Origin of the sequence: Virgibacillus halotolerans (assembly GCF_016908515.1) — a bacterium.
GTDB lineage: Bacteria > Bacillota > Bacilli > Bacillales > Amphibacillaceae > Virgibacillus_M > Virgibacillus_M halotolerans.
Genome location: NZ_JAFBEA010000001.1, coordinates 50,855 through 63,512, shown reverse-complemented (window position 1 = coordinate 63,512; position 12,658 = coordinate 50,855). Strand labels below are relative to the sequence as shown.

The 12,658-nt window shown below is 39.1% G+C and carries 15 protein-coding genes; 2 read left to right on the top strand and 13 right to left on the bottom strand.

Going from position 1 to position 12,658, the window contains the following annotated elements; translation table 11 throughout:
• Nucleotides 1-50 precede the first annotated feature (50 nt).
• From JOC34_RS00340 to JOC34_RS00310, 7 genes are all read right to left on the bottom strand, one after another.
• On the bottom strand, nucleotides 51-1,355 hold the full coding sequence (locus tag JOC34_RS00340) for a DRTGG domain-containing protein (RefSeq protein WP_205134725.1): 1,305 nt from the start codon (nucleotides 1,353-1,355) through the stop codon (nucleotides 51-53).
• A gap of 72 nt (nucleotides 1,356-1,427) precedes the next feature.
• Entirely contained in the window at nucleotides 1,428-1,664 is a 237-nt protein-coding gene (locus JOC34_RS00335) for a hypothetical protein (RefSeq protein WP_338062624.1), read from the bottom strand.
• 61 nt (nucleotides 1,665-1,725) lie between these two features.
• Nucleotides 1,726-2,478, bottom strand: a complete 753-nt coding sequence (locus JOC34_RS00330) for a prepilin peptidase (RefSeq protein WP_205134723.1) — start codon at nucleotides 2,476-2,478, stop codon at nucleotides 1,726-1,728.
• 804 nt (nucleotides 2,479-3,282) lie between these two features.
• Nucleotides 3,283-3,963, bottom strand: a complete 681-nt coding sequence (locus JOC34_RS00325) for a metal-dependent hydrolase (protein WP_205134722.1) — start codon at nucleotides 3,961-3,963, stop codon at nucleotides 3,283-3,285.
• 120 nt (nucleotides 3,964-4,083) lie between these two features.
• The gene (locus JOC34_RS00320; RefSeq protein WP_205134721.1) at nucleotides 4,084-4,758 is read right to left on the bottom strand and encodes a PspA/IM30 family protein; all 675 of its coding nucleotides are present in this window, start codon (nucleotides 4,756-4,758) and stop codon (nucleotides 4,084-4,086) included.
• A gap of 207 nt (nucleotides 4,759-4,965) precedes the next feature.
• Nucleotides 4,966-6,081 (bottom strand): alanine dehydrogenase, encoded by a 1,116-nt coding sequence (gene ald, locus JOC34_RS00315; RefSeq protein WP_205134720.1) that lies wholly within the window; start codon nucleotides 6,079-6,081, stop codon nucleotides 4,966-4,968.
• A 224-nt stretch (nucleotides 6,082-6,305) separates the two neighbouring features.
• Nucleotides 6,306-6,476 carry a hypothetical protein gene (locus JOC34_RS00310; protein WP_205134719.1) on the bottom strand — a complete coding sequence of 57 codons (171 nt, stop codon included), beginning with the start codon at nucleotides 6,474-6,476 and terminating at the stop codon, nucleotides 6,306-6,308.
• Between the two features lie 134 nt (nucleotides 6,477-6,610).
• Between JOC34_RS00310 and JOC34_RS00305 the strand changes: the two genes are divergently transcribed.
• A complete protein-coding gene (locus JOC34_RS00305; protein ID WP_205134718.1) occupies nucleotides 6,611-7,039 on the top strand; it encodes a universal stress protein in 429 nt (142 codons plus the stop codon).
• A 50-nt stretch (nucleotides 7,040-7,089) separates the two neighbouring features.
• On the opposite strand, the gene JOC34_RS00300 is transcribed toward JOC34_RS00305, so the two are convergent.
• The 6 genes from JOC34_RS00300 to JOC34_RS00275 all read right to left on the bottom strand — a co-directional run bounded on the left by JOC34_RS00300 (nucleotide 7,090) and on the right by JOC34_RS00275 (nucleotide 11,707).
• A complete protein-coding gene (locus JOC34_RS00300; protein ID WP_420856084.1) occupies nucleotides 7,090-7,605 on the bottom strand; it encodes a MogA/MoaB family molybdenum cofactor biosynthesis protein in 516 nt (171 codons plus the stop codon).
• A 20-nt stretch (nucleotides 7,606-7,625) separates the two neighbouring features.
• Nucleotides 7,626-8,807, bottom strand: coding sequence for an acetate kinase (locus JOC34_RS00295; RefSeq protein WP_205134717.1), 1,182 nt, complete (start codon nucleotides 8,805-8,807; stop codon nucleotides 7,626-7,628).
• Nucleotides 8,808-8,834: 27 nt separating this feature from the next.
• Nucleotides 8,835-9,827 carry a class I SAM-dependent methyltransferase gene (locus JOC34_RS00290; RefSeq protein ID WP_205134716.1) on the bottom strand — a complete coding sequence of 331 codons (993 nt, stop codon included), beginning with the start codon at nucleotides 9,825-9,827 and terminating at the stop codon, nucleotides 8,835-8,837.
• A 191-nt stretch (nucleotides 9,828-10,018) separates the two neighbouring features.
• On the bottom strand, nucleotides 10,019-10,516 hold the full coding sequence (gene tpx / locus JOC34_RS00285) for a thiol peroxidase (RefSeq protein WP_205134715.1): 498 nt from the start codon (nucleotides 10,514-10,516) through the stop codon (nucleotides 10,019-10,021).
• Between the two features lie 129 nt (nucleotides 10,517-10,645).
• The gene (ytfJ, locus tag JOC34_RS00280) at nucleotides 10,646-11,113 is read right to left on the bottom strand and encodes a GerW family sporulation protein (protein ID WP_205134714.1); all 468 of its coding nucleotides are present in this window, start codon (nucleotides 11,111-11,113) and stop codon (nucleotides 10,646-10,648) included.
• Between the two features lie 24 nt (nucleotides 11,114-11,137).
• Nucleotides 11,138-11,707 (bottom strand): DUF2953 domain-containing protein, encoded by a 570-nt coding sequence (locus JOC34_RS00275; RefSeq protein ID WP_205134713.1) that lies wholly within the window; start codon nucleotides 11,705-11,707, stop codon nucleotides 11,138-11,140.
• Between the two features lie 144 nt (nucleotides 11,708-11,851).
• Here JOC34_RS00275 and JOC34_RS00270 point away from each other — a divergent pair, with 144 nt between their 5' ends.
• Nucleotides 11,852-12,652, top strand: coding sequence for an NAD kinase (locus JOC34_RS00270; RefSeq protein WP_205134712.1), 801 nt, complete (start codon nucleotides 11,852-11,854; stop codon nucleotides 12,650-12,652).
• Nucleotides 12,653-12,658: the final 6 nt, after the last annotated feature.

Genomic DNA, 12,658 nt, shown 5'->3' with positions numbered 1-12,658 from the left:
ACGCAGAAGAACGTCAGCTTTTCTTTATATAACAACATCGCCTGCCCTGATTATCGATTGATCAGTTGTGCCATGATTAATCCCTTACCAACAATTTTCCGCTCATTAAATACTTCCACATCAATTTTGGCATACATCCGCCCGATTTCAAGAAGTTTCGGCTTAATCGTTAATTTGCTATCTATCTGTACAGGTTTGATAAAATATACAGTAAGATTTTCAACAACGAATTCACCTTTTTTAAAATGGCGTAGTAACCTGCTGCTTGCAGAAGTAATCAGTGTTGTAAATACACCATTGGACAGTGTACCCAATTGATTTGTCATTTGCGGGATAACCTTCGCGTGAAAAACAGTTTCGTCTGTATCACTTGCCCTTATATTACTCGAAACAACATCTTCGATTGTCTCCCCGACCTGTGGCTGCCTTTGAATTTGCTGTAATGCTTTTAAAACATCCTGCCGGGAAATAATCCCTTTCAGTACATTTGCCTGTCCAACTACGGGAACGACTTCTATTCCTTCCCATACCATCATATGTGCTACATATGCCAGTGATGTTTTCATTTGTACAACCTGAGGATCTTTGCTCATTAACTTTTCAATCAGAACATTACTATCTTTGCTTACGATATCCTTCGATGTGGCCATACCGACAACCCGCATTTTGTCATCCACCACGGGAAACCTAGTATGGGTGGACTTTCCATTTAATTCATACCAAGACCGAACCGTATCCTTCGCATGCAAATAATAAATATCTTCAAACGGCGTAAAAATATCAGCAACAAAGATGATATCTTTCTTAATTAATTGGTCATATATTGCTCTGTTTATCATCGAGGCGACGGTAAACGAATCATAGCTGGTTGAGATGATCGGCAACTGTTGTTCATCTGCGAGCCGTTTAATATGGTCCTCGGTGTCAAATCCTCCAGTAATTAACACCGCAGCGCCTTTATTTAATGCTAATTCATGTGCCTTAATACGATTACCAACGATCAGTAATGAACCAGCTTCTGTATAGCGCATCATCGCGTCAAGCTGCATGGCGCCAATAATAAATTTGTTTAACGATTTATGCAGACCATCTCTGCCACCCAGCACTTGTCCATCAATAATATTAACGACTTCAGCAAATGTCAGTTTTTCAAAGTTTTCTTTTTGCTTGCGTTCAATTCTGACGGTTCCCACTCGTTCAATCGTACTGACAATTCCTTGATTTTCCGCTTCTTTAATTGCCCGGTAAGCAGTCCCATCGCTCATATTTAAATCCTTGGCAATCTGTCTGACAGATATCTTGCTACCGACGCTCAAAGAAATAATATGTTGGATAATTTGTTCATGCTTGGTCATTTGACGTTCACCAGCTTTCAACTGTACTAGTTCATTATTTCATCTCTATTATACAGCTGAATCGGCATAAACTCAATGAATATAGGTTTGGCGCCTTCTTTTTCTCTCCTGTTCCATAACTGGTGGCCTTGTCATTTGTAAGAGTGTCGCAAGATTCGCCCCCACTACTAATAAGAAAAATAATATCCAGACTCCCCAAAAAGTGGCTGCCACTGGTGTTGTTGCCTGTGGGATCATCGGCCAGGCAAAATATAGAAAGAATGATGCTAATAACAATCGTAAAATTGCATAATGACGCAATCTTATCACCCCCTATTTCTATTATTCTATGAAAGAATGGCTGGTTTGAGAACGATTACCTTCATTGGATTCAAAATAAATGCCAATACCAGTTGATCATTTGATCTCCATAGAAATAGGCTAAAAGTGTCGCAAGAAGAATATACGGGCCAAATGGTAGTGGCTGTTTGCGTTTGATCCATTTTAAATGAAGCAGGAGCAAACCAATGATAGATCCAATTACGCTAGCAAGAAAAAGGGTCAATAAAATTTTATCGATGCCCAGCGCAACACCTAAAACGGCAAATAGTTTCATATCCCCCGCTCCCATTCCACCACGGCTGATAAGGATAATCATCAAAATAAGCGAGAAGCCAATGAACATGCCAAGAGGCGCTGACCACCACGGATCCAGCGGCGCAATTAGACGCAAGATTATTAAAATAGGAAAGAAAAAAAGCAACAGATTGTTGGGTATGATCATATATATGAGGTCTGTAACGAGGATCATCATTAACATAGAAATAAGTAGAAGCGCAATTATTAATTCCAACTGAATACCAATTCGAACAAAACTATAGGCAAACAAGCAAGCAGTAATCAATTCGATAATCGGATACATACTGGAAATCCGTGTTTTACAGTGAAGACATTTTCCCGACTGAAGTAAAAATGACAGCACCGGTATTAATTCATACCAGGAAAGTGTTTGCTTGCAAGTTGGACATCGTGATCGATCATTTGTAAAGGTTTGCCTTCGTGGGAGCCGTAAACCAACGACATTAAAAAAGGAACCTAATAGGAGACCAAGTAGAAAAAATAGTAGAATTTGCGAGGAAAACATTTATTCACTCCTTCTATTTCTTTATATAGTTTTCACTAAATTCATTATATAACGAAAAGGAACACCATGCAACATGAAGTTACACGCGTGTTCCTTTTTTTACTCTATTGATTATAACTCAATTTTCACCGAGTAAAATTAACATATAGGCTTTGATAGAATTAGGAAAGATGGTAATACACTGCTCAACTTGACTTTTGATAGAGCCTTTTCGTTAATTTTGTCGCTTTTTATTATCGCACTTATATAAACTGCGACATAAGAGCATGTTGATTTCCCAAGAGATGTGCTATTCCACCGCTCGGGGTCGATCCGGGCGGATGCTTTCCGCGGGCACGGCCTCAGCCACCTCGAGAAACCCACTCTCGGGGGTCTTCGGACACGTGCTGTTCCCGCAGGAGTCACCTCCCTTCTCTCCTCCGGACTGGTAATGCTATTTACTGGAAGGTACTTTGTCATTTCATCAAGCTAACGCACGCTTTTATTGGCAAACGCTATGCTTAGCAGCCCGTATATACGAAGACTCCTGCGGGAGAAAAGGCATCGGTGAGACCCCGCAGTGCGTTAGCACAAGGAGGCTCAACAGCCGCCCGCGGAAAGCGAAGTGTATACGGGATGCGGTCGCCTAAGAAACTTGTTTTATTGTCAGCATTAAGATCTAACATAGATAGAATTTATGTCGAAGCTTATCTCTTTTGTGTAAGAAAAACCTTTATTTTATAAGGTTTTCAAGGGAATTATTAGAAAGTTTCTAGGTTTAACTCATCTACTCTTGGAACGTATTTTATTGGTACGAAAGTTGAGTTATAAAGTTAAAGATTCCCCAATTTTCATTGCCTTACCTTCACCAATTTTAACCTGTTTGGCGAAAGCTTCGGGATCCTGTTTAATCACGGGAAATGTATTGTAATGGACCGGTACAACCACTTTCGCACGAATCCAATCGGTCGCAATTAAAGCATCTTCTGGCCCCATCGTAAAATTGTCACCAATGGGAACAAAGGCTAAATCAATGCTATTCATATCCCCGATCATTTTCAAATCGGAGAATAATGCCGTATCTCCGACATGGTAAATGGTCTTTCCATCGATCGTCAACAAAATGCCCGCAGGCATGCCCGTATAAACAATTGTATTATCTTCCTCTGTATAGGATGAGCCATGGAAGGCCTGCGTAAATTTCACACGCCCAAATTCAAATTCATGCGCGCCACCGATATGCATGGGATGCGTCTTTAACCCTTTGAAACCTAAATATACAGCGAGTTCATTTGGGGCAACGACCAATGCATCGTTGCGTTTGGCAATTTCCATCGTATCTCCGACATGGTCATTATGACCGTGCGTTAATAAAATAACATCTGCTTTAACTGTATCAGCATCTAAATCACATGCATCGTTTCCGGAAATAAATGGGTCAATTAATATCGTATGTTTATCTGTCTCGACCTTTACAACAGAATGTCCATGATAAGATACTTTCATTTTTAACCTCTCCTTATTAGAAAACTTGACCTATGCCGTACCTTTAGGGATAGGCCTTACTATACTGATTTCAAAAACATTTCGAGCGTATACTTACTCTCTTCCCGTTCTTTCATCAATTTATGCTTGTTTTTTCTTCATTTTCGCCTTTAATGCAGCCAATTCTTTATCTACATTACTGCCTTCAAGCTTTTCAAATTCTTCATCCAATGTGCGGGAGGATTGGCTTAGATCTTCCGTCGTTTCAGCCTCTGCCTCGAATTGTAATACCTTTTCTTCCATACGTTCGAAACCTTTTCGTGAATCGTCCCCGCCAATATTGGACATTGTCCGGTTCATTTTCGTCCTTGTTTTGGCAGTTTCAGCCCGCGCTTTCAAAGCATCTTTCTTCAATTTCATTTGATTGTATTCTTTTTTCATCTGTTCCAGTTTGTCTTTTATTTCGTCAGCATCATGTTTCGCTCTTTCCCATGATTCATCAAGTAATACGGCTTGTTTTTCATTTTCCGTCTTCTCTTCCAGGGCACGACGCGCTAAATCATCGTCTCCAGCTTCGACTGCTTTTTCTGCCTGCTGCTGCCTTTTCACTACCATTGCTTCTGCATCATTCGCTTTTCGCTTCAGGATCTTTTCATTGGCGATCTGCTTTGCTACCGCACCTTCCGCATCCCTAATATCCTCTTCCATCTCACGCATAAACTGATCTAGCATCTTGACCGGATCTTCCGCCTTATCTAACATCGCATTCAACTCAGACCCAACAACCGTCTTCATCCGCTTAAAAAAATTAAACATGGATAATCCTCCTTCTGTTTGTTCAAACTTTGATTGACAATCACAAACGCTTATTTTTAAGTAATACGATTTTCACTGGGGATAAGTTTCAATTATTAATAAAAATGTTCTCAATTCACTCGGAAAAATTCACATTTAGAAAACTGCTTGCCTATCTGTTAAAAAGAAAAGAAGAGCAAAATCCATTATGCTCTCCTTCCCTTCAGCTTATTTTAATAATATCTGCACATCTTCATATGCTAAACCATGTGCTTCCGCAACAGCTTGGTATGTTATATAGCCATCCAATGTATTGATCCCTTTTAATAGTGCCTCATTATCCAATGCCGCTTGTTGATATCCTTTATTCGCAATTTGTAATGCATATGGAACCGTTACATTCGTTAACCCGATTGTCGCTGTACGCGGAACTGCTCCAGGCATATTAGCAACAGAATAATGCAATACCCCGTGCTTCGTAAATGTAGGATTATCATGCGTTGTTACACGATCGCTCGTTTCAAATATGCCACCATGATCAATTGCTACATCAACGACAACAGATCCTTCAGACATCGATTTCACCATTTCTTCAGTCACCAACTTCGGTGCTTTTGCGCCAGGTATCAATACAGCACCAATCACGAGATCTGCTTCTGCCACTGCGCTCTCAATATTCATCGGATTGGAAATAACTGTATTTATTGCGGTGCCAAAAATATCATCGAGCTGACGTAATCGCTCTGGATTCAAATCAAGTACGGTCACATCAGCGCCTAAACCAATCGCAACTTTTGCTGCATTTGTACCAACGCCGCCACCACCAATAATTGTTACTTTACCTCGTTTCACACCTGGTATTCCCGAAAGAATAATCCCTTTTCCACCTTTTGGTTTTTCTAAAAATTGTGCACCGATTTGAACTGCCATCCGACCTGCCACTTCACTCATTGGTGTTAGCAGCGGCAATGTTCTATTTGGTAGTTGTACTGTCTCATAAGCTACACCAATTACCTTCTTATCAATTAATGCTTTTGTAACTTCTTCATCATTTGCCAAATGTAAATACGCAAATAAAATAAGTCCCTCGTAAAAATAATCATATTCTTCAGGTAACGGCTCTTTCACTTTCATCACCATATCCTGTGCCCATGCCTCTTTCGCAGTTGCTGTAATCACTGCCCCAGCTTCTTTATACTGCTCATCTGTAAAACTAGACCCAAGGCCTGCCCCTGTCTCGACATAAATATCATGGCCTGCCGTTTTTAACGTATAAACTCCTGATGGTGACATAGCTACACGATTTTCGTTATTCTTTATTTCTTTCGGAATTCCGATCTGCATTCATAAGCCCTCCCTGTTTTATGTATTATTTTTTATACTGATACGAAAGTATAACTTTTTAGGACATCAGTAAAAGTCCAACTAAGGTTTGACAATAAGCCAAGTTTTCTAATAAATTCTTAACCATACTTTAAATTGTATCAAAATTGCCATTAAAAAGCATTTATTTCAAAAAGAAAATAAAAAAATAATCCACCTTCGTTTAAAAGATGGATTATTCCTAATTAATTTTTTCTGTTATTAAACGTGTGTATCGCTTTATTATTGTGTAATTGATCCTCGATAACACCACTTTGATAACTCTCATTTAATTGATTCTGTACGGCAGCAACACCATCATTATCTTCAAATAGCTGTCCTTTTTTCTTGTCCTTCTTCTTTTCCCTTTTATCCAACGCTATCACCTCCGTCCTTATTATTGTTTCCCAGTTGAAAGAATCCATTGCCATGTTATTTTTTCCAATTCAGACATAAGCAGATTGCATTATGAATAAAACGGGTATATATTGAATAAAGGGGGAGATAATCAATGGAATATCACAATATTATTGTTGCTGTTGATGGATCTGAAGAAGCCGAACACGCCTTCAAAAAAGCTGTTGAAATCGCAAAACGTAATGAAGCAAGACTAATCGTTACACATGTGGTTGATTCCCGAACATTTGCTACTGCTGAAGCCTATGATCGTACACTCGCTGAGCGCGCGGAAAACTACGCAAAAGAACTGATTGACGATTATATTGAAAATGCAAAATCAGCAGGTTTAACAGATTTAATCAGATGTGTAGAGTATGGGTCCCCGAAAGTGAAAATTACGAAAGAAATTGCGAAAGATTATAATGCGGATTTAATTATTTGTGGTGCAACAGGCAGAAATGCAGTAGAACGTTTTCTAATTGGCAGTGTTTCCGAAAGTATTACCAGGTACGCTAAATGTGATGTACTCGTGATACGCTAATTTCTATGTCACATAAAATAGCGCTCCCTATCAAGGGAAGCGCTATTTTGTCATGCATTTATATCTTTCTTTAATTCGTTAACAATATGTGATAATTCCGGAATAATTAATTTACCCATCGCAAGCTTTACCGCTCCAGAGGAACCTGGTGTTGAAAAGATTGCTGTATGTTGACGCACACCAGCAATCGCCCTCGAAAGCATAGCAGCTGGGCCGATGTCTTCTTGATAGCTTAGCATTCTAAAGATCTCACCGAATCCTGGCACTTCTTTATCCAGCATGCTTTTTACTGCTTCAATCGTTACATCCCGATAAGCAATCCCTGTGCCGCCATTTGTGATAATCGCATCCACTTCAGGGTTTGCACAGCCTTCAGCAACCATTGTTTGGATCACATCAATATCATCTTTAACAATTCTTTTTATCTTCACTACGTGTCCAGCTTCTTCTAATACATTCACGATTAAATTTCCGCTCTTATCCGTTTCCTCAGATCGCGTGTCACTGATAGTGAGCACCATGCATTTTACTGATCTTATATGGTGTTTATGTTTATGAATTGACACAGTATCCTTCACCTCAAGATTTAAGCTAATCTCACTGTATCTCTCGCAATCATCACTTCTTCATCGGTTGGAATTACAATTACTTTCACTGGTGAATGCGGATAATTAATGAATTGCTCTTTCCCGCGTATTTTATTTAAAGTTGGATCCCAGTATATTCCCATAAATTCCAATCCTGTAAGCACTTTTTCTCTGATCACTGTACTATTCTCGCCAACACCTGCTGTGAATATAATAGCATCGACACCAGACATTTTAGCTGCATAGGAGCCTAAATATTTATGAATCCTACCAGCAAACACATCGAGTGCAAGTTCTGCCCGATCGTCTTCTCCAGCTAATTGTTCTATATCTCTTAAATCACTCGAGAAACCAGATAATGCAAGCATACCACTTTCTTTATTCAGGACTTCTACCACTTCGAAAGCAGATTGACCTGTTTTTTCCATGATATATGGAATAAGCGCTGGGTCTAAGTTTCCTGACCTTGTCCCCATTGTCACACCTGCTAATGGTGTAAAGCCCATCGATGTATCCAATGATTTCCCATTTTGAATAGCTGTAACACTTGCTCCGTTACCCAAATGACAGGAAATTAATCGCAGGTTCTCCACTGGTATACCAATTAACTCAGCTGCACGTTCTGAAACATATTTGTGAGATGTACCGTGAAATCCATATTTCCGAATACCATAATTCTCATAGTATTCATATGGTAAGCTGTATAAATAGGATGATGCAGGCATCGTTTGATGAAAAGCAGTATCAAAAACCGCCACCATTGGTACTTCTGGTAAAATACGTTTAAAAGCATTGATTCCTGTTAAATTGGCAGGATTATGCAATGGAGCCAGTTCGGAAACTTCATCAATAATTCGAATAACCTCATCGGTGATTTTTACAGAGTCACTAAACCTTTCTCCACCATGAACCACTCGATGCCCAACCGCGTTAATTTCCTCCAGGGATTTGATTACCCCTGAGCCAGTTAGAGATTCCAGTAATTTTTGCACTGCTACTTCATGATTGGGAATATCCTCTACATATTCTTTCTTTGTGTCACCATATTCTATATTGAACACAGACTTATCTAATCCAATACGTTCTACCATTCCTTTTGCCAATACCTGTTCTTCCGGCATTTGAAATAATTGGAATTTCAGTGAAGAACTCCCCGCATTTATCGCTAATACATTACTCATTGTTGCCCAACTCCTTTATGATGTCCATTACAGCTCGTTGCTTTTATACGCAGCAAACCATGTATTCATTTGTTCTAGAATATCTGACATTGCCTTCGTATTTTTAAAGGATGGCATATTAACAAGCAATGGCTGTTTTGGCGCATGCGTATCTGCTCCTTTTTTTTGCAAAACGAGTATACTTTTTACGTTTTTTTCTGATTTAAACACACTTTCCGGTAAACGTAAAACACCGATAATATGTGCATATTCCTGAAGATAATGATGAAGTTTATCCGATTGGTCACTATCAAATAAAAAGTCCGGTATAACGAATATTAAATAACCGCCTGCTTTTGTATAATACATACTCTGTTCAATAAATAAATGATGTGCGTATGCATGTCCTTCATCCGCCTTTAATTCAAAATCATTAGCCCGAACATCATCCGGATAATATCCAACCGGAAGATCTGCGATGACTAAATCTACTGGATCGAGTAAAAAAGGACGTAAACTATCCTGATGGAAGAACTCAATGTTTTTCTTTTGCAGGTTGGCATTTAAGACGGATAACTGAATTAATGTAGGGTCTACCTCGCTGGCAAAAGCTGTTACTTCCTGTTTTAATTGTTCCAAGACAGTTGTAATCAGATTTGCAGTACCACTCGCAGGGTCAAACAGGCTGAACGCATCTTTTCCTTGCGTAACTTTCCCTGCCAAATATCCAACGAGTAAGGAAACTGTTTCCGGGGTCATTAAATGCTGTTGTTGTGTGGAGCCTTTCATCCCTTTTAAAATTGCTAACTGGGTAGCCTTACGAATTGTCTCTGTCTCGTAGGATGAGATATCGCTATCCGCTAAAGCACTTTGTAGTTTCCGTGCTAAAATATCATCCATTCCTAAAGGCGCTTCCTGATAAAAAAGTGCCTCCATCGTGACAGCCAAGCTATCCAAATATGTCTCATTTTGATGTTGCTGTATTAATTCAGTTGTATGGTCAACCCATTCAAATAAGTTTTCAACGTCTGTTTTATTCATTGGTTATCCTCCATTCGATCCTCCAAAAGCGTTTCTATTGTATCAAAGTACATAGGCATTTGTACAAAGTAAAGTCATCGTCTGGAAGTTTTACGTTAAAAAGCTTGTCAAGTAGGCAATCCTTGAAGATGAAAACCTTGGCGCGTGAAAAGTCTCCCCCAAAAATCGAGAGAGACTTGTTTTTAGCTTACCTAAGCTTGTTTCGCCGCTGATAAAGCCGCTTCATAGTCGGGGTGATTTGTAACTTCATCCACATACTCCACATAAGTAACCTTATCGTTGGCATCAACAACAAAAATGGCTCTTGCGAGTAAACGAAGTTCTTTTATTAAAACGCCATAATTTTCACCGAAAGATGCATCGCGGTGATCTGATAATGTATCAAGATTCTTAACCCCATTTGCTGCACACCATCTTTGCTGTGCAAAAGGCAAGTCCATGCTTATCGTTAAAACGTGCACATTATCAATTTTGTCTGCTTCCTCATTAAATCGTTTTGTTTCTTCTGAACAAACACCTGTATCAATCGATGGTACAGAGGCAATTAATCTGACTTTCCCTTTATAATCAGCCGGGGTTACCTCTTTTAAATCATTAGACAATACTGTGAAATCCGGTGCTTGATCGCCTACTTTAATTTCTTGTCCCAGTAATGTGACTGGTTCCTGTTGGAATGTAACATTAGCCATATGAATCATTCCTCCTCTATAATTGTCTTCTGTTTCATTATGAAGCAGGAAATGTCGATAGTCCAATGTTACACATCACTGATTTGGCACTTTTGTGTGAACAATCGTGGTCTTCTTGAGCAGCAATTGTTAAATATCATAATTGGTTTGACTGCTTCGGGAGCTGCGTCTCTTTTCTGTATCTTTGCTGGTTTTACTCGATTGCCCGGATTCTTTGATGATTTGTTGCACCTTCTCCACAATTTGCGGGGCAAAATCAAGCATTTTTTCATAAATATGTGTGTGTTGATCCAGATGAACCATTTTTATTCCTTGATCACTTACAATTAAAAATGCTACCGGTGTGATCGACACACCACCACCACTACCACCACCAAACGGTAATGTTGCTTCACCAGAATCAGATTGCTCCTGGTTACTGGTTGAATTAAACTCACTCCCACCGGCGGCAAAGCCAAAACCTACCTTTGATACCGGGATAATGACACTACCGTCAGGGGAACTTACCGGATCTCCAATAATCGTATTTACTTCGACCATGTCCTTTAAATTTTCCATCGCTGTTGTCATTAACCCTTGAATTGGATGTTCTTCCATGATAAATCCTCCTCAGATTTCGTATTAGATGTATGCTTTTTCCTTATTGGAAAGCAACATCATCAATTTAAGAAACGCGTGTATAGCTTGTCCTACCCTAATGGAAACCATACAGTCTAAATCCGAATGAAGACATCTGCGTTCATAGTGCGGTATGATTCTGATATCCGGTTTGCTGCACAGCCGCCCTTTCTCTATTATTAGACCACCTAACACACCTTTGACGCCCCATAAGGCGCCACTGGCCATTCCGGTTGTAGCCGCATCTCCTGTACCGATATGTGTCGTCCATGTCAACGCATGTATATCCGTTTTACTTAGCAACAAATGAACGATCGAACGAAAAGATTGGATGACATGTATCAGCTCTTTGATTTTATCTATAAAGTTGTCAACACTCAGGTGATCCAAAAGATTGTCCGCCTGTTTACCCGATAAATTTATTTCCTTTTTGAATAACCGTACATGGTATAACCATATTTTCATATGAATTACTTGCTGCTTTTGCTGATATGTATAATGCCATTCAATATAGACCTTAGATAAGAGAATGACGATCAACATGAGAATAATAGCTGGGATGATCCATAACATGAGTTCCACGCCTCTCCATCGGATTAGGAAGTTTTTTCTATTTTGCTTCATTTTTCCTTTTTCATTCGAACAATTCATATATATTGGGATAAACATTAATAAAATGGTAAACTGTACATGAATTCAAATATGGAGGTAATAAACGTGTCTAATCGAAAAAACATATTTTTTTATTACCAAAAAGATGATGCAATTGAAGAAAAGCTAACCCCATTATTTGCCTTAGCAAAGGAAAATAATCTTACCATTGTTGAGGATATCAATGATGCCGGAATAATTGTTAGTATTGGCGGGGATGGAACATTTCTACAAGCAGTCCGAAAATCAGGATTTCGTCAGGACTGTATATACACCGGGATAACCAGATCTGATGAATCTGGCTTATATTGTGATTTTAATTTAGAAAACTTTGATGAATTACTTCATTCGGTTGTTAACGCAGAAATTGAGGTACGCAAATTCCCTGTGATCAATGTAGAAATTAATGGGGAGACGAATTTTGAATGTCTGAATGAACTAAGCATTAGATCCAACATTATAAAATCAATCGTAATCGACGTCTATATCGACGAAAAGCACTTTGAAACATTTCGCGGTGACGGTCTGATCGTTGCAACACCAACCGGGAGCACAGGCTATAACAAATCGACCAATGGTGCTGTAATCGACCCAAAAATACCATGTTTTCAAGTGTCAGAACTTGCTTCAATCAATAATAATCGTTATCGCACACTCGGATCATCGTTCGTATTGGGTAAAGATCGCGCACTAAAATTGGAGATTGTTCAAGATGGCAATAATTATCCAATTATTGGATTAGATAATGAAGCATATTCTATTCGCAACGTAAGAGATATTACTGTAACCCTTCATGATAAAGTGGTTAAAACAGTTAAAATGAAAAACAATTCTTATTGGGATCGTGTGAAACGAACCTTTTTATAAGCATAT